This window comes from Enterococcus lactis (genome assembly GCF_015751045.1).
Lineage (GTDB): Bacteria > Bacillota > Bacilli > Lactobacillales > Enterococcaceae > Enterococcus_B > Enterococcus_B lactis.
On record NZ_BNJW01000030.1, the window covers coordinates 1 to 21,169 of the forward strand.

21 protein-coding genes, 1 tRNA gene and 1 other RNA gene are annotated in these 21,169 nt (G+C 36.5%); 12 read left to right on the plus strand and 11 right to left on the minus strand.

Annotation, left to right across the window (positions count from 1 at the left end):
• The coding region (locus KFO35_RS12535) for a hypothetical protein (RefSeq protein ID WP_244653262.1) at window positions 1–376 on the minus strand (376 nt) is incomplete at its 3' end.
• Between the two features lie 237 nt (window positions 377–613).
• Complete coding sequence (locus KFO35_RS12540) at window positions 614–838, minus strand: helix-turn-helix transcriptional regulator (RefSeq protein ID WP_025477224.1); 225 nt, start codon at window positions 836–838, stop codon at window positions 614–616.
• Between the two features lie 154 nt (window positions 839–992).
• Here KFO35_RS12540 and KFO35_RS12545 point away from each other — a divergent pair, with 154 nt between their 5' ends.
• The 4 genes from KFO35_RS12545 (at window position 993) to KFO35_RS12560 (ending at window position 3,917) form a co-directional block, all read left to right on the plus strand.
• Complete coding sequence (locus KFO35_RS12545; protein ID WP_002320147.1) at window positions 993–1,364, plus strand: helix-turn-helix domain-containing protein; 372 nt, start codon at window positions 993–995, stop codon at window positions 1,362–1,364.
• A 6-nt stretch (window positions 1,365–1,370) separates the two neighbouring features.
• Window positions 1,371–1,799 carry an ImmA/IrrE family metallo-endopeptidase gene (locus KFO35_RS12550; protein WP_025477223.1) on the plus strand — a complete coding sequence of 143 codons (429 nt, stop codon included), beginning with the start codon at window positions 1,371–1,373 and terminating at the stop codon, window positions 1,797–1,799.
• A gap of 65 nt (window positions 1,800–1,864) precedes the next feature.
• Window positions 1,865–2,533 (plus strand): hypothetical protein, encoded by a 669-nt coding sequence (locus tag KFO35_RS12555; protein ID WP_070704341.1) that lies wholly within the window; start codon window positions 1,865–1,867, stop codon window positions 2,531–2,533.
• A gap of 157 nt (window positions 2,534–2,690) precedes the next feature.
• The gene (locus tag KFO35_RS12560; protein WP_070704344.1) at window positions 2,691–3,917 is read left to right on the plus strand and encodes a tyrosine-type recombinase/integrase; all 1,227 of its coding nucleotides are present in this window, start codon (window positions 2,691–2,693) and stop codon (window positions 3,915–3,917) included.
• A gap of 103 nt (window positions 3,918–4,020) precedes the next feature.
• Here KFO35_RS12560 and KFO35_RS12565 read toward each other — a convergent pair whose 3' ends face one another.
• The gene (locus KFO35_RS12565; protein WP_002290415.1) at window positions 4,021–5,367 is read right to left on the minus strand and encodes a glucose-6-phosphate isomerase; all 1,347 of its coding nucleotides are present in this window, start codon (window positions 5,365–5,367) and stop codon (window positions 4,021–4,023) included.
• 111 nt (window positions 5,368–5,478) lie between these two features.
• Window positions 5,479–6,828 (minus strand): NADP-specific glutamate dehydrogenase, encoded by a 1,350-nt coding sequence (gene gdhA, locus KFO35_RS12570; protein WP_070704347.1) that lies wholly within the window; start codon window positions 6,826–6,828, stop codon window positions 5,479–5,481.
• Window positions 6,829–6,944: 116 nt separating this feature from the next.
• Here gdhA and KFO35_RS12575 point away from each other — a divergent pair, with 116 nt between their 5' ends.
• Window positions 6,945–8,198, plus strand: a complete 1,254-nt coding sequence (locus tag KFO35_RS12575) for a BaiN/RdsA family NAD(P)/FAD-dependent oxidoreductase (protein WP_002335831.1) — start codon at window positions 6,945–6,947, stop codon at window positions 8,196–8,198.
• Window positions 8,199–8,268: 70 nt separating this feature from the next.
• Here KFO35_RS12575 and ybaK read toward each other — a convergent pair whose 3' ends face one another.
• From ybaK to KFO35_RS12590, 3 genes are read right to left on the minus strand one after another with little or no spacing between them, the layout of a single operon-like run.
• Window positions 8,269–8,754, minus strand: coding sequence for a Cys-tRNA(Pro) deacylase (gene ybaK / locus KFO35_RS12580; protein ID WP_002290411.1), 486 nt, complete (start codon window positions 8,752–8,754; stop codon window positions 8,269–8,271).
• 22 nt (window positions 8,755–8,776) lie between these two features.
• Window positions 8,777–9,529 carry a type I 3-dehydroquinate dehydratase gene (gene aroD / locus KFO35_RS12585; protein ID WP_002308824.1) on the minus strand — a complete coding sequence of 251 codons (753 nt, stop codon included), beginning with the start codon at window positions 9,527–9,529 and terminating at the stop codon, window positions 8,777–8,779.
• A 15-nt stretch (window positions 9,530–9,544) separates the two neighbouring features.
• Window positions 9,545–10,723 (minus strand): class I SAM-dependent rRNA methyltransferase, encoded by a 1,179-nt coding sequence (locus KFO35_RS12590; RefSeq protein WP_002308823.1) that lies wholly within the window; start codon window positions 10,721–10,723, stop codon window positions 9,545–9,547.
• A 228-nt stretch (window positions 10,724–10,951) separates the two neighbouring features.
• Here KFO35_RS12590 and KFO35_RS12595 point away from each other — a divergent pair, with 228 nt between their 5' ends.
• The 3 genes from KFO35_RS12595 (at window position 10,952) to KFO35_RS12605 (ending at window position 14,468) form a co-directional block, all read left to right on the plus strand.
• The gene (locus KFO35_RS12595; protein ID WP_156272391.1) at window positions 10,952–13,072 is read left to right on the plus strand and encodes an LTA synthase family protein; all 2,121 of its coding nucleotides are present in this window, start codon (window positions 10,952–10,954) and stop codon (window positions 13,070–13,072) included.
• Between the two features lie 171 nt (window positions 13,073–13,243).
• Window positions 13,244–13,969 (plus strand): FtsX-like permease family protein, encoded by a 726-nt coding sequence (locus KFO35_RS12600; protein ID WP_156272393.1) that lies wholly within the window; start codon window positions 13,244–13,246, stop codon window positions 13,967–13,969.
• Window positions 13,959–14,468, plus strand: a complete 510-nt coding sequence (locus KFO35_RS12605; RefSeq protein WP_002308814.1) for a hypothetical protein — start codon at window positions 13,959–13,961, stop codon at window positions 14,466–14,468. The genes KFO35_RS12600 and KFO35_RS12605 overlap by 11 nt, the downstream gene beginning before the upstream one ends.
• A gap of 72 nt (window positions 14,469–14,540) precedes the next feature.
• Here KFO35_RS12605 and KFO35_RS12610 read toward each other — a convergent pair whose 3' ends face one another.
• The 3 genes from KFO35_RS12610 to KFO35_RS12620 are packed head-to-tail and all read right to left on the minus strand — an operon-like array spanning window position 14,541 to window position 17,036.
• Window positions 14,541–15,989, minus strand: a complete 1,449-nt coding sequence (locus KFO35_RS12610) for an ATP-binding protein (protein WP_156272395.1) — start codon at window positions 15,987–15,989, stop codon at window positions 14,541–14,543.
• On the minus strand, window positions 15,989–16,705 hold the full coding sequence (locus KFO35_RS12615; protein WP_156272397.1) for a winged helix-turn-helix domain-containing protein: 717 nt from the start codon (window positions 16,703–16,705) through the stop codon (window positions 15,989–15,991). The genes KFO35_RS12610 and KFO35_RS12615 overlap by 1 nt, the downstream gene beginning before the upstream one ends.
• A complete protein-coding gene (locus tag KFO35_RS12620; RefSeq protein WP_002290403.1) occupies window positions 16,686–17,036 on the minus strand; it encodes an SdpI family protein in 351 nt (116 codons plus the stop codon). The genes KFO35_RS12615 and KFO35_RS12620 overlap by 20 nt, the downstream gene beginning before the upstream one ends.
• 143 nt (window positions 17,037–17,179) lie before the next feature.
• Between KFO35_RS12620 and KFO35_RS12625 the strand changes: the two genes are divergently transcribed.
• The 3 genes from KFO35_RS12625 (at window position 17,180) to KFO35_RS12635 (ending at window position 19,012) form a co-directional block, all read left to right on the plus strand.
• Entirely contained in the window at window positions 17,180–17,953 is a 774-nt protein-coding gene (locus KFO35_RS12625) for a Cof-type HAD-IIB family hydrolase (RefSeq protein ID WP_081186009.1), read from the plus strand.
• Window positions 17,954–18,122: 169 nt separating this feature from the next.
• Window positions 18,123–18,489, plus strand: a transfer-messenger RNA (tmRNA) gene (gene ssrA, locus KFO35_RS12630).
• A gap of 220 nt (window positions 18,490–18,709) precedes the next feature.
• The gene (locus KFO35_RS12635; RefSeq protein ID WP_002313579.1) at window positions 18,710–19,012 is read left to right on the plus strand and encodes a DUF5960 family protein; all 303 of its coding nucleotides are present in this window, start codon (window positions 18,710–18,712) and stop codon (window positions 19,010–19,012) included.
• Window positions 19,013–19,525: 513 nt separating this feature from the next.
• Here the strand turns inward: KFO35_RS12635 and KFO35_RS12640 are convergent.
• Window positions 19,526–19,599: transfer RNA gene (locus KFO35_RS12640), tRNA-Ile, on the minus strand.
• Between the two features lie 379 nt (window positions 19,600–19,978).
• Between KFO35_RS12640 and KFO35_RS12645 the strand changes: the two genes are divergently transcribed.
• Window positions 19,979–20,980 (plus strand): Abi family protein, encoded by a 1,002-nt coding sequence (locus tag KFO35_RS12645; RefSeq protein WP_002313578.1) that lies wholly within the window; start codon window positions 19,979–19,981, stop codon window positions 20,978–20,980.
• Window positions 20,981–21,169 lie beyond the last annotated feature (189 nt).

Sequence of the window (21,169 nt, forward strand, 5' to 3'; positions counted from 1 at the left end):
CTCCCTTTGAAGCTGGATTTAATTGCTCTTTAATTTCTGCAATATCCTTGCTGTTTTGAATCGAAGCAAGCATCATTTTTGAATTGATTTGTGCTAAACTATCAGCTTTTTCTTTTAATGCAGTGTTTTCCTGTTTAATTGCTACATCATTTAGCATGAGTTTGGCATTGAGCTGTTTTAGATTGCCGTTCTCGTTTTCCAGTGCCTCGTACACTGCTTCAAGATTATTTAGCTTATTGTGATCCAATACATTCGTCAAAACAATCCATCGGTTTTCTTGCGGATCAAATAATTGATCATTAATTGTTAAAGGCTCCCCATCTGAACGAATTCCTTCTAATGGTGGGACATCAGTAAACGGGACAGTCATAACCATATCATCTAACACTTTTCCGACATATTCCCCAAGTTGATCATCTGTGGCACATTTGATGATGTGAACTAGTCTCGGCCTTGCATCAAGTACGATGTTTATTTTTTCTTGTCGTGACATGAAAAGCACTCCTTTCTTAGTTAACTAATAATTTGTAGACAATTGAAACAATAATAGAAAGTAATATTGGCAAAACAATCGTACAAAATTTATCTTCAAGAAAATCCTTATCGTTCTTTTTCATTTGATCACCTCTCCATGTGTCACTTTGTTACTTTGTTGATTAAAAAAAATAGTCCAATCAAAGGATAAAACAGTGGCAATTTTCATAGCTACAAATGGACTAGGACTTCTTTTGCCACTCTCAATCATACTATAATAAGAACGCTGAATTCCTGATCTTTTAGCTACTTTTTCTTGAGTTAGATTTTGTCGCTCTCTTTTTTCAATTAGCCATTTCCTCATCATATACCTCCTATTTAAGTGTCATTTCGTTACAAATACATTATAAGTAACACATAGTTACTTGCCAATGCAAAAAGTAACAAAAGGTTACTTGTTTTTAGATTCATTTATACGTAACAGCGTGTTACCATTTATATAGAAAGTGGGTGTCGAAATGTTTCCAGAAAAAATCAAAGAATTGAGGCTTTCAAAGAAAATGACGCAACAAGAAGTTGCTGATAAGTTAGGAATTACTCGCCCTGCTTATACAGCCTATGAAAGTGGAAAGAGAGAGCCTGACTTTTCTATTCTTCAATCTTTAGCTAATATTTTTGATGTTACTACTGATTATTTATTAGGAAGAAATAAAACGCCAAAATGGGCCGATGAAAATGATTTAATTGAATTAGATAAAATGCTCGATTCCAACGTTAACATGGCTTATGGTGGTGAAACATTAACAGATGAAGAGAAACAACGGGTAAAAGATGTTTTGACAGGTCTATTTTGGGAATTTAGAAAAGAAGACAAAAGTAAAGAGAAGTGATTTTCTATGGAGATGGACGTAATTAGTCTAGTTGGCAAACTGAAGCAAAAATATAATTCAGCTAATCCCTTTACTATTTGCGAAAAAATGGATATTCAGATTAGGTATGTTCCTTTTTTGAATAATCCAAAGGGACAATTTCAAGAACTGTTAGGGCGTTCGGTTATTCTTCTAAATCACGAACTAAAGTATTCTGAAGAACGGTTCTATATTTGTGCTCACGAACTAGGTCACGCAATTTTTCATCAAGGTTTATCTAGTTATTATGTCCCTACTCGATCCTCCAGAAGCAAATCAGAAAGCGGAGCGAATTGCTTTGCCGCCAATCTTATTATTTCTCTTTATAAAGAAGATAATGATCAATACCCTAGAAAAATTGAAGATTTAACAAATTTGTATGGACTTCCTAAAAATTCATATAGATTTTTAATTTAATTGGCGACTATCACTACCTGCCTTTAAGTGGGAGTAAATATATTTTTATTGTTATGGAGGAAGAAATGAAAAAAATAGTTGGGTTAGGATTAATTCTGTTCTCTAGTATTGTACTAGGAGCATGTGGAAATAGTAATTCAAATTCTGATACGCCTAAAGAAACAACCACTGCGAGCTCTACAATGGTTTCTCTTGAATTCAGTAGCTCTGTGGAAAAAAAGACTAATCTTCTATCAAATGATTCAGATTTCGGAAAAATAGCTGATAATGTACCTGATGGAAAATCCATAGAAGTACAAGGTAAACAAGATTATTCAACCAATTTTAATGATAATTCTTGGGCGGGTGTTAACCTAAATATCGATCGGGTCTCAGTTGTGAAAACTACTGATATCAAAGACTATTCAGATAATCAATACAATGGTTTTGTAGCCGTGCATTACAACATAGATAATACACAACAAGATGTATCTATATACCCTAATCAAGCCACAATTGTAACTGACTATGGTGAGCAAGTTGATGATGGCGGAGTCTTTAATTATGATTCATGGGATGGTGACTTCATGAAAGGAACAAAAAAAGATGGTTGGGGTATCTATCCTTTATCAAAACTTCCTGTTGCATCTTCAATCAAATCTCTTCGATTGAAGATTGATTCTAGCTATGAAACTGATAATTATGATGATGAAAACTCGTATCACACATATGATATTAACTTAAATTTACAATAAAGACTGGCCTTCGGGCTTTTCTTTTTAAACGCAAAAGAACATAAGTTCGTATAAAAAACTCTGCTAATACGACGATTTTCTAAATATTCGTTCAAATAACATACCTCCCCTAAAATATTCTTATTATTAGGAATGAAATACGAAAGGATTGATTTTAATGGCTTCCATTAAAAAGTACTATTTAAAAAAATCAAAAGAATATCGTTATGAAGTCTATATATCAAATGGAATTGATCCTGGTACTAAGCTACAGAAAAAGATTCATAAAAAAGGGTTTAAAAGTCATGAAGAAGCAGAAAGATTCGCAAAAATTGTCGAAGGCGAAATAGCTTCGGAAGAATATACACAAAAAAACCCTAAAAATTTGACTATAGAAAAGTTTATGGACGATTGGATTAATAACTATAAAATGAATGTTAAAGAAGGAACAAGAATTGTTCACAGAGCAAATATAAAAATGTACATCAATCCATATATTGGAAAATATAAACTAGATAAATATACTAGAGCTGATCATCAAAGATTCATCAATCAGTTACTTACTAAAAAGGGTTTGGGGAGAACTAAGGAAGGTCTCTCAGTAACAACAGCCAAAAGTATTAACGCCACTCTTAGCAATGCTTTCAAAAAAGCTATTCAGTTAGGATATATAAAGAATAACCCTACTACTAGTTTTGTTGAGTTTCCAAGAAATCCATCTGATAAAAAGAAAGTTAAATATTATACTTTTGATCAATCTGAACTATTTCTCGAATTTGCCAAAAAAGAAAAATCATTTATATGGTATCCCTTTTTTCTTATTATATTTGATCAAGGATTGCGAAAATCAGAAGCTTTAGGGCTTCAATGGGCTGATATTGATTTTTCTCAGAATACACTTAATATTAATCGTGAACGACTTGGGGCTGCTGAAAAAGGACCTAACAAAGGTTTGATTATTACAGATGACACAAAAACCCCATCTGGTACACGATCATTGCCTATGACAAAACGAGTAAAGAAAGCCTTATTGACTTTAAGAAATCAAGTAATAAAAGAATTTGGTTTTTTACCTGAAACAGATGACCACGAAGCATTTATTTTTATAAATACTTACGGTAAAAATAAAGGTATTCCAATAAGAGATCGAACCGTTAACGGTGCTTCTCATAGAATTGAAAAACGTGCCAGTCTCCCCCACATAACTGTGCATGATGGTAGACATACTTTTGCAGCTAGAACGAGACAAGCGGGAATACCTTTAGAAGATATCAAAGATTTTTTAGGTCATAAAGATGTTTCTACTACACAAGTCTATGCCCATATTTCTCCCGAAGTGAAAAAAAGATCAATGAATCAACTAGAAAACTATATAGAAGAGCAAATAAAAAAGCACTCAAATTGAGTGCTTTTTTTAAGTTCACTATCACTAAAACTATCACTAATTTTATTTAGAAGCGAACATGTTTCTATCACTGATTTTTTAAATCTAGCGAGAAACCCTTATCTTACAGGCGTTCGTTCAATTCTTTAGCAAGGTCTTCAAAGCCTGGTTTGCCTAGAAGTGCGAACATGTTTTTCTTGTAAGCTTCTACACCTGGTTGGTCGAATGGGTTGATGCCATTCAAGTAACCTGAAATACCTACAGCAATTTCAAAGAAGTACATTGTGTAACCCAATGTGTAAGCATCCATTTCTGGAATTTTGACTAGCAAGTTAGGTACGTCACCGTCTGTATGAGCAAGCAATGTTCCTTCAAATGCTTTTGTATTTACGAAGTCCACTTCTTTTCCTTGCAAGTAGCCTAGACCGTCTAAGTCTTCTGCTTGTTCAGGAATCGTGATTGATTTACGAGGTTTTTCAACTTTCACAACTGTTTCAAAAATGTTGCGGCGTCCTTCTTGGATGAATTGTCCTAAAGAGTGCAAATCAGTTGAGAAGTTTGCGCTTGAAGGATAGATGCCTTTTTGGTCTTTTCCTTCAGATTCGCCATACAATTGCTTCCACCATTCTGAGAAGTATTGCATTCCTGGTTCATAATTGATCAATAACTCAGTTACTTTGCCTTTACGGTAAAGAATGTTGCGCATTGCTGCGTATTGGTAAGCTTCGTTTTCTTCTAGTTTGTCGCTTGAATAAGCTTTGCTTGCATCAGCAGCTCCTTGCATCAATGCGTCGATATCTGCTCCACTAACAGCGATTGGTAACAAACCAACAGCAGTCAATACAGAGAAACGTCCGCCGATGTCATCAGGAATCACGAAAGTTTCCCAACCTTCTGCATCTGCTTCTACTTTAACTGCACCTTTTGCTTTATCTGTTGTAGCGTAGATACGTTTGTTTGCTTCTTCTTGTCCGTATTTCTTAACAAGAAGCTCTTTGAATACACGGAAAGCAATCGCTGGTTCAGTAGTTGTTCCAGATTTTGAAATAACGTTTACTGAAAAGTCGCGATCACCGATTACTTCGATCAAATCAGCGATATATGTTGAGCTGATTGAATTTCCGGCAAAGAAGATTTGTGGTGCTTTGCGTGTGTCGCTATCTAATAGATTGAAGAATGTGTGATTCAAGAAGTCGATCGCTGCACGAGCGCCTAAATAAGAACCACCGATACCGATAACAACTAATACTTCAGAATCAGATTGGATTTTTTTAGCTGCTTCTTTGATACGTGCAAATTCTTCTTTGTCATAGTTCGTTGGTAAATCGATCCAGCCGCGGAAGTCGCTTCCTGCACCAGTTCCTTCCCGTAATTCGTTGTGGGCTGCTGTTACTTGGCTTTGCATGTACCCTAACTCATGTTCATTGACAAACGGTGCTACTTTTGAATAGTCAAAATGAATGTGTGCCATTTGTTCTCCTCCTTATAGGTTTACTCTACAGGTAATACTTTACGTTTTTTTTTATTATTTTTCAAGCAAATAAACAAAATGCTGACAATATTTCCAAGAAAATTTCATTTTTTAAACTAAACCTTCTGCTGCCATTGCTTTGGCAACTTTTTCAAATCCAGCAACATTTGCTCCAAGAAGCAAGTTCTTTTCATCGCCATACTCAGCGGCTGTTTGGCGACACGTATGGTAAATCTTTTCCATGATTTGATCCAGCTGCTCATCCACTTTTTCTCTTTCCCAAGTCAATCGCTGGGCGTTCTGACTCATTTCTAAAGCAGATACTGCCACACCTCCAGCATTAGCAGCTTTTCCTGGACAATACCACACGTCTGCTTCATGAAGAACAGAAACAGCTTTTACTGTACATGGCATATTAGCGCCTTCTGCTACGATTTTGATCCCATTTTCTACTAAGATTTCAGCCAAGCTTTCGTCTATTTCATTTTGAGTAGCACATGGCAAAGCGATATCCGCCTTTTCTTTCAATGTCCAAACAGATTCTCCAGCATGATAAACAGCAGAAGGACGTTGGTTCGCGTATTCCGTCAAACGTTGTCTATTGATTTCTTTGACTTCTTTCAATAGTTTCACATCTATTCCTTCTGGATCATAGATGTACCCGTTGGAATCTGAACATGTAACCACTTTCCCGCCTAGCTCTTGCACTTTTTCGATTGCATAAATAGCTACATTCCCGCTTCCGGAAACAAAAACTGTTTTTTGATTAAATGAATCTTTTTCTTCGTTCAATAGATGTTTGACATAATACACTAATCCATATCCAGTCGCTTCTGTACGTATCTTGCTTCCCCAGAAATCTAGAGGTTTACCTGTCAACACACCAGTATCATATTTTTTCAATCGTTTATATTCGCCGAACAAATAGCCGATTTCTCTAGCTCCTACACCGATATCTCCCGCAGGAACATCAATCGATGGCCCGATATGTTTTGACAATTCCAACATGAAACTTTGACAAAAACGCATGATTTCATTATCAGATTTCCCTTTAGGATCGAAATCACTCCCACCTTTTCCCCCACCGATTGGCAGACCAGTTAAACTATTCTTGAAAATCTGTTCAAAAGCCAAAAATTTTAAGATACTTAGGTTGACACTGGGATGGAAGCGTAATCCACCTTTATAAGGGCCGATAGCTGAATTGTATTGGATACGATAGCCTCTATTTACTCGCCAGTTTCCTTTATCATCTTGCCAAGGTACTCGAAATTGAATAATTCTTTCTGGTTCTGTTAAAAGTTCTAAAATATTCTTTTCGATATATTCGGGATGAGTGTCCAAAAAAGACATTACTGTGGGCATAAATTCATCGATTGCTTGTAAAAATTCTTCTTGTCCTTGATCCTTTTGATGTAGCTTTTCTTGAATTGCTTGAACATATTCTGTTGCGTTTGTCATCGTTCCACGCTCCTTTGCTTATCTTCCCTCATTTTAGCTCATTTTCTCTTTTGGCTCAAAACATTTTTTTCTGTTTTCTTTCTTCAAATATGCTACACTTTCCTTGAGGTGAGGGAATGGAAAAACTGTATGATGTGATCGTAGTCGGCGCTGGAACAAGCGGGATGATGGCAGCGATCAGTGCAGCTGAACAAGGCGCACGCGTACTTTTGATTGAAAAAAACAAAAAAGCAGGGAAAAAACTACTGATGACAGGTGGTGGTCGGTGCAACGTCACGAATAATCGTCCTGTTGATGATTTAATCGCACATATTCCTGGAAATGGAAAGTTTTTATATAGTACATTTGCGCAATGGAATAATTTCGATATCATGAACTTCTTTGAATCACAAGGCGTACATTTAAAAGAAGAGGATCATGGACGGATGTTTCCTGTGACAAATAAATCAAAAACGATTATCGAAGCATTACTTAATCGTCTGAAAGAACTAGATGTGACGATCCTATTCTCTACTCGAGTAGAGAAATTGATCCACAAAGAACATAAAATTTACGGTATACGCACGGAATTCGAAGAGTTCCATGCTCCTGCCGTTATCTTAACGACTGGTGGTCGGACTTATCCCTCTACTGGTTCTACTGGAGATGGGTACAAGATCGTGAAGCGAGTAGGTCACACGGTGACGCCTCTTTATGCGACAGAGTCCCCCTTGATATCGGATGAACCGTATATTCAAGAGAAAACACTTCAAGGGCTTTCTTTACAGGACATCACTTTACGTGTTCTAAATAAAAAAGGCCGTGTATTGACTGAACATACGATGGATTTGCTTTTCACCCATTTCGGTATTTCTGGTCCGGCTGCACTGCGTTGTTCAAGTTTTGTCAATAAAGAATTAGAGAAAACGGGAGAACCAGTGACGCTTTCTCTGGATTGTTTCCCTACACAAACCAAACAAGAGCTTATTCATTTATTGACAGAAAAAAGTAAAGCCACCAAAAAGAACTTAGTAAATGCTTGGCACGGTCTATTACCTGAGCGATTGTTGGTTTTCTTTCTTGAGCGGCTTGAAATGGACAGCCTAACAGGACAACAAGCCTCTCAAAAACAAATTCAAGATTTCGTTCAATTATGCAAAGAGTTTAAGCTATCAATCAACAAGACTTTTCCTATTGAGAAATCATTTGTAACTGGCGGAGGGGTTTCTCTAAAGGAAATTCATCCTAAAACGTTGGAGAGTAAAATCATTGATGGTCTGTATTTTGCCGGAGAATTACTGGATGTCAATGGTTATACTGGCGGCTTTAATATCACAGCGGCTTTCGCTACAGGACATGTAGCAGGAATGAATGCTGGGCAAAGAGCATAATGTATAAAAAAGAAAGAAGGAGACTGGGCAAACAACATCCCGGCCTCCTTCTTTCTTTTATACGTATGATTTATTGTTTTATATCTGCAAATTGTCCGCTCGTTAATGCACAGATATCTTGAGGAGCTAATTCCATCTGCAGCCCTCTTCTGCCAGCTGATACAATGATTTGATCATAGTTTTCTGCGATTTGATCTAAATAAGTAGGAAATAGTTTTTTCATTCCTATAGGCGAGCAGCCACCACGTATGTATCCGGTCGTTGCTTCCAAATCTTTCAAATGAAGCATTTCTACTTTTTTATTCCCTGAAACTTTTGCTAATTTTTTTAGATTCAATTCGGCTTCTCCTGGTATCACAGCAACAAGAGGCCCCGTCACATTGCCCACAGCAACCAGTGTTTTAAATATACGAGATTGGCTCTCTGGGAGCTGTTCTGCGACAGAGGACGCACTTAGGTGGTTTTCGTCCCATTCATATTCGTGTTCTGTATAGGGAATCTTTTTTTGTTCGACCATACGGATCGCATTCGTTTTTACTATTTTTTTCTTTGCCAAAAAATATCACCTCAAACTTGTTCTACAACGGTTCATTTAATAATTGGATAATTTGCTTCAATGCTTTAACCGGTAATTGTCCTGGAGCAGAAGCATTGCTTAAGGAACCAAACGTCATGACGGATCCTGTCGTTCCGCCAGCCAGACGAGAAATTTTTCCCAGATCGCCCATAGACATCGTAATGATAGGCATGGAGACAAAAGCATTTGCCCGTCTAGTCAACTCCATCAACCGCAAAACATCTCGTTCATTATTGGGAGTCACTGCCAACTTTCCGATATCAGCGCCAAAATGTTCCATGACATTCAGTCGGTAAAGCAAGACAGGGTCAGCTGGTGTTTCTTTAAAATCATGACTACTGATAATTAAAGGAATGTTTAAAGACTTGATTTCCTCTATCAGTCCTTTTCCTAGACTTTCTACTTTGAACAACTCGATATCGACCATATCTACTAATCCTGTGTGTATCACATGTTCATAGAGGTCGCGATACTGACGGATCGAAATGTCTTGTTCTCCGCCTTCAGCTAAGGTACGAAACGTAAATAATAACGGCAGTCCATCAAGCATCTCATGGATAAGAACCAATGTTTCTGCAACTTCATCAAAAGAAAAAACCTTACGATAATGATCGACTCGCCATTCTACTAAGTCGGCCCCTGCTTCACGTGCAAGAACTGCTTCACGTAATACTTCCTCTCGGACGGCTCCGATAAGAGGCGCACAAATCTTTGGTCTACCGCTTCCTATATTCAATCCCTTTATCCGAACCACTCTGCATCGCTCCTTCTAATGGTTATTTTTAATTTGATAAACAAACACTTTCAGATAATTACCTTCTAAAAAGGTATCCGTCGTCTGGAAATCTTTTGGCAAACGATATAAAGCAAGTTGTTCAAAAGAAACATTCTTGGCATGGAATTCCTCTTCGATCATTGTTTGGAATTGTTCGATCGAGACATTTGCAGCATTTGTAGACGCAATAAGTATCCCATTTTCTGCTAAAATATCCAGACTATCCTTGACCAGTTCCCCATAATCTTTTGCTACGCGAAAGACTTTTTTCTTGTTTCTGGCAAAACTTGGTGGATCCAACACAATCATGTCATATAAAAATTGTTTTCTTTTTGCGTATTTGAAATACTCGAATACGTCCATAACAATGATTTTTTGCTGATCGACATCCAGGCCATTCACTTCAAACTGTTCTTGTGTTTTTTTCAAACTGCGTTTTGCTAGATCGACACTTGTCGTTTCGATTGCCCCTCCCATTGCGGCAGCAACAGAAAAGGCGCCGGTATAACTAAACATGTTCAAAACTGTTTTCCCAGAAGCGAAACCTTCTGCCAATGATCCCCGTACTTCTTTTTGGTCTAGAAAGATACCAGTCATTAATCCTTCATTTAAATAAACGGCAAATTTTATTCCGTTTTCTTTTACGATCAAGGGCTCCGGTGCCTCTTTTCCGTAAATGAACTGGCTCTCAGGCAGATTCACTGATTCAAAACGAATTTTCTCATATCCACCGATGATTTCCGGATAGATTTCACGAAAAGCTTGAATCAATAATTCACGATGTGTATATAACGTCTCGTTATACCAAGAAAAAACAGCATAACCTGCATAATAATCAATAATCAGACCGCCGATTCCGTCTCCTTCTCCATTGAATATACGAAAAGCGGTAGTAGAATCATCTGAAAAAAAGAAAGTTCTTTTTTCTTTTGACTTCACAAAAAGTTCTTCAAAAAATGATTGATCAAATGGGATATCCTGCTGGCTCAGTACCCAACCGATCCCTTTATTCTGCTTTCCTAAATATCCTTTTGCGATAAATTGATTTTGCGGATCAACTAATTCCACCCATTGCGTGGTTTCTTTTTGAGGATGTGCAAGGTCTTCTTTTTGGATCAATGGATAGCCTTTTTTCAATCGACTGCTTGCTCTTTTTTTTACTTGTACTTTCATTCCTTCACCTGCTTTAGCTTTCTCTTCTCAAGTATAACAAAAAACATAGGTCTTGTCTTACTGCTTCTTTTTCATCAAGCTTAAAGAAAACCTTAATGAAACAGCACAAAGTTCTGGTTTCAATTGACACTATATTGTCATACTAGTAAAATAAATGAGAATAAGTGAGCTGTGTAACATGGTTTCATGGCACTTCTGTGATTAAGAAGTGCAGAAAGGAAGATTATCTTGAAATATATAAAAACACCTGCCTTTTTGAATAAGAGGCTCGGATTTTTTTCTTTACTAGTCGTTTTACTTTGGTTGAAAACGATTTTTGCCTATTTGGTTGATTTCCATCTCGGAATTGAAAGTGGCATTCAATACTTTATCTTATTTATCAATCCTATTGCAACTACACTGTTATTACTTGGAATTGCTCTTTATATCAGACGCCCTAGAGTTGCTTATATCACGATAATGGTCATTTATTTTCTTTTGACGTTGCTTGTTTTTTCGAATGTCACTTATTATCGAGAATTCACGGACTTCATTACGATCAACACGATTTTAGGTGCTGGGAAAGTAGCAAGTGGTCTGGGAGAAAGTGCCATTCGACTGTTTCGCCCATATGACGTGATCTATTGGATCGATTTCATTATCTTGACTGTCCTACTGATCGCCAAAAAAATCAAGTTGGACCCTCGTCCGATTCGAGCAAGAATGGCTTTTGCAATCTCTACATTAGCCGTTATGATTTTCTCAGGAAATCTTTTTATGGCGGAAGCTGATCGTCCAGAATTATTGACTCGTACATTCTCTCGGGATTATTTGGTCAAATATCTTGGCTTGAATGCTTTCATGGTTTACGACGGCGTTCAAACTTACCAGACAAACCAAGTGCGGGCAGAAGCAAGCCCCAATGATATGAAAGAAGTAGAAAATTATGTAAAAGAACATTACGCAGCACCAAATGATGATTTGTTTGGACTTGCTAAAGGAAAAAATGTGATTTATATCCATTTAGAAAGCTTCCAACAATTCTTGATCGATTATAAATTGACAGATGAGAATGGTGTCCAACATGAAGTTACACCTTTCATCAATAGTCTTTATCACAGCAATAGCACGTTCAGTTTTGACAACTTTTTCCATCAAGTAAAAGCAGGAAAAACAAGTGATGCGGAAACGCTGATGGAAAATTCATTGTTTGGCTTGAATCAAGGCTCCTTGTTCACACAATTAGGCGGAAAAAATACTTTCCAAGCTGCACCTGATATTTTAAGTCAAACAGAAGGCTACACAAGTGCAGTGTTCCATGGGAACGCCGGCACATTCTGGAATCGAAACGAGACCTATAAGAATTTAGGATATGATTATTTCTTCGATTCTTCTTATTATGACGTTAATGATGACAATTCGTTCCAATACGGTTTGCATGATAAACCATTTTTCCAACAATCTGTACAATACTTGGAACGTCTGCAACAACCATTTTATTCAAAATTGATTGCTGTATCTAACCATTATCCTTATTCGAAATTCACCAATGACGAAGCTGGATTCCCGTTAGCCAATACAAACGATGAAACGATTAACGGTTACTTCGCGACAGCTAATTATTTAGACACTGCCGTACAAGAATTCTTCAACTATTTGAAAGAAAGCGGCTTGTATGATAATTCAGTTATCGTTCTTTACGGTGACCATTATGGTGTCTCGAATTCTAGAAATAAAAATCTAGCTGAACTAGTTGGAAAAACGAGTTCTACTTGGACTAATTATGACAATGCACAAATGCAGCGTGTCCCTTATATGATTCATATTCCTGGACAAACACAAGGCGGGATCAATCACACTTATGGCGGCCAAGTTGATGCTTTGCCTACGCTGCTCCATTTACTAGGTGTAGATACAAAAAATTATATTCAGTTAGGACAAGATCTATTCTCGAAAGATCATGAACAGCTTGTTTCTTTCCGTGATGGCGATTTTGTTACTCCAAAATATACTTACTACGGTGGTACCATCTACAGTAACGAAACTGGCGAGGCCATTACTGAACCTACTGAGGAAGTACAAAATGAAATTGATTCACTCAAAGAAAAAGTTGATAAACAGTTAGCTGTTTCTGATCAAATCAATAACGGTGATCTTCTTCGGTTCTATACGAATAGTGGATTAGACCCAATTGATACCAGTGATTATGACTACAAGAATGGCTTAGAGAAATTAAAAGAAGCTGAAAAATCTCTAGGTGACAAATCAACTAGTGTCTTTAGTCAACACAACGGACAATCAACTGTTGATCTTTATAAAACTCAAACGTATCAAGAACTTCACGGAACGACCACAAGTTCTTCCGAATGACAAAACAAATCTGAAAGGAGCTGTGACAAACATCTTGTCTCAGCTCTTTTTTCAAAACCTCTTGCTTTTTGCAAGAGGTTTCCTGGTTTTGGTTTTAATTCGTGATTTTACTAAAGGAATTTCATACTTTATTCATATTCATTTTTTATACTTTTTATAGAGGTGAAAAGTATGAAAATGATCCGCTATGCTACTGCTCGATTAATTTATTACAAAAAGCAGACAATACTCTATTGTTTATTTTCAAGCTTTTCTGCTTTTTTATTGATAGCATGCCTGACTCTTTACCATTTGCAATCGGCTTTAGCGAATCAAGTCCAAGATCGGCTTTCATTTATCGGTGCTTCTGCATCTACGGCGCTTCTTCCGGCTTTAGAATTAGCTAGCCGATTTTATCTAAAAGGCATATTCAGTTTATTTTTTCTGTTTGGCTTCTTTTTTATCTTTTTCTTTTACTATTCACTCAGGCAAAACCAGCAAGAATTGATGAATTGGCGCCTGACTGGTCTTTCTAAAGCCAAACTGTTCCTTTTTATTTTTTGGCAGCTGTTCTTTCCTCTCTTTCTTTGTTGTATCTTGGTTTTATTGTGGATCGTCAGCTTCCAGTCGGTTTATGAAACACTGCTTCAAAGGATCAATTTTCTTGTCTTAAAGACTGCTGAGCTGCCAGATATCCGTGATATCTTGACTTCAGTAAGCGGACTTACGATTCCGATGGATCAGCAGACTTTCTTTACTATTGATTTTCAAAATGATCTGTTTTTCACAGATATTCTTAGAGGCTTTGCCCAAACACTTGTTGGACTTAGCGGGTGCTGTCTGATTCTCAGCCTATTCCCATTCACTTTTTTTATCCATCACTTGCAAAGCAGGAGGCCTAAACGTAATGAAACCTGAATATTTGATTAACGCTGACCATTTGACTGTTATCTTGTGTCCCCTCGAAAAACAGGATAAGATATTAGAGCACTTAAAAAAAGAAGTTCTAGTTGCTAATCTGGAAAATTTCGCCATCGTTCAAAAAGATTGGCCAATGTTTCCTTACCTAAAGCTCAAAGACCATGTACTGTTAGATTTACCAGAAAAGGGAATCAAACAAGATCGTTTAGCCTATCAAGAAAAACTTGATATCTCTTCTTCATTACTTAATTGTGCGGCGACTGAGCTTACGCCTTTTGAGAAAGTAAAGCTTCAATTGCTTCATGCGTTGCTTTCCAAACGAAACAATATTGTTATTGAAGACACCTTTGATGAACTTAGTATATTGGAGATCCAAGAACTGCTCCACTTGCTTTCTTATTTAGCTCATGAAGAAAATCAAGGTATTTTACTCTTTACGCATGACGCTACTATTGCTCAAAGTCCTTACATTGATCGTTTAGAGCCTGCGGGTTAAATCAGTCATTTTATTATAAGAAAACAAGCGATATAGAAGATCGATTCATGATCTTTTATATCACTTGTTTTTTTACTCTTCTTTGATTTCTACGTCAGGCAAACGAACAGTGAATTTCGTTCCTTTTCCCAGTTCGCTTTCTACTTCTAATTTTCCTTTATGCAGGCGAACAAGCTGTTGCACGATTGGTAAACCTAATCCTGATTCACCATATTTTGTATTTTTTCTTGAAGGATCTACTTTATAATAGCGATCCCAGATACTTTTCATTTGTTGTTCAGACATTCCAATTCCCGTATCTTCGATCGTGATGATCGTTTCAAGATAACCTTTTTCCAGGGTGACCATGATTTGGCCGTTTTCGGTAAATTGTATCGCGTTTTGAATAATATTGACCATGATTTGGACAAAACGGTCATAATCAGCGTAAACATCGATATCATCATCAGCTTTCAGTATCAACGTATCCCCTGCTGCCTCTGCTTTAGCTTCTAACTGGGCAACAATATTCCTCAATGTTTCTGTACCATTGAATTTTTTTATGACCATACTGATTTGATTCGTACGGATTTTTTCATAATCCAAATTTTCATTCACTAAACGGATCAGACGCTCTGTTTCATTCTTCATCAATTTAATCGCATTTTCTCGCTGATTCTCAGGGATTGCATTGTATTCCAACCCTTCCAGAAGACCGTTGATTGTCGTAAGAGGTGTTCTCATCTCATGGGAAGCATCTGCCATGAATTGTCTTCGACGATTTTCTTGTTCTTCGATTTCTGCTTGAGATTCTTTCAGTGAATTCGTCATTTTATTGAAATCATCTGCTAACTCATCAAATTCATCTTTATCATGTACGGGAAGCTGTACATCAAAATTGCCATTCGTCACTTCTTTCGTCGCATTCCTTAAACGATTGATCCGCTTGACTTGGAATGCTGCAAAAGCATAACTGGCAATGACCGCCACAATACTGGAAAAAATGAAACCTTTGAACAGGTTCAGTGTAATTGGACGAACACTGTTATCGATATTTCGCGCAGGTTGACTGACTACAAGTGCTCCATAGAATTCATGATTCAAATTGAATGGTACAAGTGCGTAAGAGGTCGCCTGTGCTTGCCCTAAAATGTTTTTATTCGTTGTGAATTTCTCTTGACGCCCACTCCTCAGATTTTTCCATTGATCCGTTGTTAAGGTAAAGTTCAGCAATGCTGTATTGGTCGGATAAATGACACGTTCATTTTTGTCGATGAATATAAAATTCACATTTTGTTCTGTCAGTACTTGCTCCGTCAGCAGCAATGCATTTTGAAATGCCTGATCTTGACTAAACTGCGGAAGTGTATCGGCATAGGTTTGCGTTGTCTTTTCAACTGATTCAGCGTATCCAAACAGTTGCTGATAATTGTTTTCTTCAATCGTCTGTTTTGTCAGTTGCGTAAAAGAAACTCCGACGATCAATAAGATCAACGCGACCATTCCGCAAAAAGCTAAGAGTTGCTGATACAAATAACGCATTAGGAAACACCAGAATCATCAAATTTGTAGCCGACTCCCCAAACAGTTTGGATAACTTGTGGTCCGACCTTTTCAATTTTTTGACGCAATTTCTTGATATGGGCATCTACTGTCCGTTCATCACCAAAATACTGGTAATCCCAGACTAGTTCAAGCAACTGTTCCCGAGAAAATACTTGTCGTGGTTTTTTTGCTAAAGTAAACAATAGATCGAATTCTTTAGGCGTCAAGCCTTCGATGGGCCGATTGTCCAGATATGCTTCTCGTGTTTTCGTATTCATCTTGAAATGACTGGTCTCAATATCAAAATGGTCATCTGAAACCGCTGCTTCTTCTCTTGCTTCTGCCAACTCGCTACGGCGATGTAAAGCTTTCATTCGAGCAATAAGCGTCAGCGGACTGAAAGGTTTTGTCACATAATCATCTGCCCCCATCTCCAAGCCGATCACCTGATCACTTTCAGAATCTCTAGCTGTCAGCATGATAATCGGCACTGTGCTTGAAACTTTGCGGATTTCTCTTCCTACTAGCATGCCGTCCATTGTAGGCAAATTCAAGTCCAATGTAATCATGTCCCAATGTTGGGGGTTTTCTAAAAAGGCGTCGAGTCCTTCTTTTCCATCATATTTGAAGGTTGCTTCCCAGCCTTCATTTAAGAAAAACATCTGCATCATTTCAGAAACAGATTGATTATCTTCAATCATTAAAATATTCATTATCGTTCCCTCCAGTTTCCAGGTCATATCTCTGTAATTTTTTTTCTGTCATAATAAAAATGGGCATAATTGGAAATACCAATAATAGCATCTCGATCAAAAAATAATTCGTATGTCCAGATGTCTTTAAATAATAACCGATCAATGTCATCAGTAAGCCCATAAGGAAAAACCAGTTCCCGCTTGTCTTTTGTGCTAGTCGCCAATGAGCGTCTGTTTTTGCGGCAAGAGGCGAATGGTACCCATAAAAAGGCAGGTTTCCTTTTGAGGGCAGAATCCGAAAAAGACTGCCAATTATTAAGAATAAGATACCAATACTGAAAAAAATCATTCTTTCCCTCCTAAATTCTCTTCTTATAGTATACTCTATATTGTTGACTGAACCAATATGTTCAGGAATTCTTCACGAAAGGTTTGTCTTTTGTTCATTCTTTGTTAAGATAAACTTATTCCAATAAAAAAGGAGTTTTATTTGTGTCAAATTATCGTGCAATCACTTTCTTTGATCTTGATGGAACATTACTAGATGGGAAGTCAAAAATCACACCCGAAGTGGCAAAAGCTATGAACGCATTAAAAGAAAACAACGTTCTTCCCGTCATCGCCACAGGACGTACAGAAGCAGAAATCCACTCGATCATGGAAGATGCGGGCATTACTTCTGCAGTCACCATGAACGGTTCTTTCATTCGAGTAAACGGTGAAGAAATCTACTCTCAGACATTTTCTTCAGAAGAATGTCAAAAAATGTATGATCATGTACAGTTGAATGGGCACGAACTTTCTTACTATAACGACCAGAAAATCTGGTGTACCGGTCATAGCCAAACAATGATCGATGCTTATGACTTTATCCATTCAGATGTGCCGGAAATAGATCCTCTAGGCTTTAAAGACAATACAGTAAATATGTTACTTATCTTATCTCAATCGGGTGACGAATACTATCATGAACATTTTCCTGAGCTAACTTTTTATCGGAATGGTCCTTACTCGATTGATACAGTGAAGAAAGGAATCTCAAAAGGCGCAGGTGTCAAACGACTGAAAAAAGAACTTCAATTAGAAGAAGTTCCTACTTTTGGATTTGGCGATGGTCCGAATGATTTTGCCTTGTTGGAAGCTTGCGACAACAAAATCGCTATGGGCAATGCCTATGATGGATTAAAAGAGCTTTCTACTTTCATCACAAAGAAAAATACAGAAGGCGGAATTGTCCACGCATTGAAGCATTTTGATCTGATTTAAGGTCATTTTTTCGGAACTGGACCCTTTCTTAAAAAATCACTTATTTTTTCTTAAGAAAGGGACAGTTTTATATAAATACTGGGGTAGCATCCGCTTTTTTATTGAATTTATCCCAAGATGTGCTATACTGATTTTGTATGAAAAATACACGTAACCCTTGTTAGCTAACGGGGACGTTACGGATTCGACAGGCACAGTCGAGCTTGAATTGCGTTTCGTAGGTTACGTCTACGTAAAAACGTTACAGTTAAATATAACTGCTAAAAACGAAAACAACTCTTACGCTTTAGCTGCCTAAAAACAGTTAGCGTAGATCCTCTCGGCATCGCCCATGTGCTCGAGTAAGGGTCCTAACTTTAGTGGGATACGTTTCAACTTTCCGTCTGTAAGTTGAAAAAGAGAATATCAGACTAGCGATACAGAATGCCTGTCACTCGGCAAGCTGTAAAGCGAAACCTCAAATGAGTTGACTATGAACGTAGATTTTTAAGTGGCGATGTGTTTGGACGCGGGTTCGACTCCCGCCGTCTCCATTGTGAGATTTCAGCAGATTTCGCTAGATGCTTAAATCCTTATTTTATAAGGGTTTGAGCATTTTTTATTTTCGCAGATTTTCGTTAAATGAATGAAAATGGCATTCAAAATAGCATTCAAAAAGAACATTTTTTAATATATATGTTCCATCCATATTATCAACGCTATTCCTACTTTACAAAAAGAACATTAGTTCGTATGCTCTTTTCGAGGTGAACTTTTATGCTGATGGAAGGAAAAACACAATTATGGTTTAAATTTGATCCTTCGAATAGATTTGTAAAAGATTTTTATAAGGTGTGGGATTCAGAAGTTTTCTTTTTGGCAATCGAAGATAGCTTATTAATCAATCTCTACTATTCTAATAAGAACTACTTTAAAATTCCTGCTGCGAAAACGAGAATGAAGAAAGATGTATATTTTTTGTTTGATGTGGTGACTGACGTGCCGGATGCACATAGCGATCATCGGCGTTATGATTATATAAAGTATACTTTCGTTGATCCAGAAAGGTATAAAGATTAAAGTAGGCTACCTAAAAAGGTAGCCCGGAACGGATTTTATCACCATACTTATAAAAGGGATATTTTTTAAGTTAGTATTAAGATTGTGTAATATGATGATATCTATATTTTATAGTATCAGTGCTATAAAATCAAAAATAAGTCACTAATTAACTACCACTCCAATTATAAGCCTTTTTTCTCACTTTTTTTCAAAAATATGGTATGCTTTTTAATGGCTTCAAATATAAAAGAGTTTAAAGCGTAACACACTTATGGGGGAGTGGTTTTTGGGGAACGCTTTAAACTCTTCTTTATTATTATCTCACAATATAACCCAAATGTCTTTCTATTTAAAAATCAAAGTAAAACTTTTCAAATATACAGAAGTATAACTATGTGAAACATCCTTTCATTAATCCATAAAAGGATACATAAAAAAGCCACTCATTTGAGTGGCAATGAAGAAAAGCTTTAGCTTGTATAATACTCTTCAAAAAATTCTAACACAGAACGATTCAAATGGCTACATTAATGTACCCTGTAGGACTCGAACCTACGACCGGACGGTTATGAGCCGTCTGCTCTGACCAACTGAGCTAAGGGTACAGGTTGTTGCCACATAAAGCCATAAACAATCAACCAGTAGAATGTGTGGCAACAAACCTGTTATCGCATATCTTGGAGTGTGACTATTTATGAGTGATAGTGAAGATATGCGATAACATTACTATTTTATCGAATGATTTTTATAGTTTTCAATATAATTATGTACTGCCCCTCACTGAGGGGCTATTTTTATAACGTCAAATAGAACAGATGGTCGATGAACGGAAAAAATAATTAAATAATTTCGCTAATTTCTTCTAAGTGCTTTACTGTAATTTCAAGAAGTGGTATATTTTAGTTAATAAAAGAATCCGGAAGATTACTTCCATGTCTCGCTGCACCAATTATAGCGGGACTTTTTTTTGTAGAGGTGACCAAAATGTCAGATAAACCGTTTAAGACACTAGAAGAACAAATTGAAATTTTAAAACAAAGAAATTTAAAATTTAAAAACAGTGAAAATGCTAAATATGTACTAATGAATAACTCTTATTATGGATTAATAAATCGCTATAAAGAATTATTCTCGATTTCTACTCAAAATGCTGAAGGCGATTTTGAAGATGATTTTCAAGGAAATTACTTTGAGGATTTGTTAAGTATATATGATTTTGACAAAAACTTATCTTCGTTGCTCTACAAATATTTTTCTATGATTGAGACTACATTAAAAACATCTTGTTCTTACTATATCTCTTTATACATTGGTGAAATGCAAACTAATTACTTAAATAAAAACAATTATTCGTGGGGATATATTGTAGAACACGGTAAGATGAAAGGTCGACCTTCAAGAGAAGTCACTATTGATCATTTAGAAAAATGCATCAAAAAAAGTGGAGATCCTTCAATTGAGTATTATAAAAAAGAACATAATAATGTACCACCTTGGATTTCCATCCCTGCACTTTCTTTAGGAACAATCTATGAGTTGTATCGTATTTGCCCAAAAGAAGCTAAAAGTGATATTTCTTCTGTTTTTATGAAACCAAAAATCCAAGATATTAGTGCTCAAAAAAATTTATTTATAAAATCCTTGAAATTTATTCACATTTACCGAAATAGAGTAGCGCATGGACAAAGAATTGTAAATCACTGTGTGGAAGAAAAAAATGTTTTACCTAAATATGAATTTAAATTATTCTCTAAAAACAAGAAAACTCATATGCTAGTCAAAGATGGTCGTTCAGATTCAATAATTGGGCTTTTTTTATCAGTTACCTTGTTATTATCTTCGAGAAGTTTAGTGCAAAGTCAATTTATAGATGAACTAGAATCTATTTTTGTTACCTTAAAAAAAAGAAATTATAAAGCTTATGATTTAATGTGTAGAAAGTATATGATTCCAAAGAATATTTGTTCTCTCTTGAGAAATGTATAGCATATGTATCGCCCCTCACCGAGGGGCTATTTTTATCTTTGTGGATAGGCTACAATTAACTAGACAGAAAAATTAAGGTGTGTAGACTAGAAGAAAATATACCAGGAGGAATTTTTATGTCTAAGAGAACACGAAGAACTTTTTCACAAGAATTCAAGCAACAAATCGTCAATCTTTACTTAGCTGGAA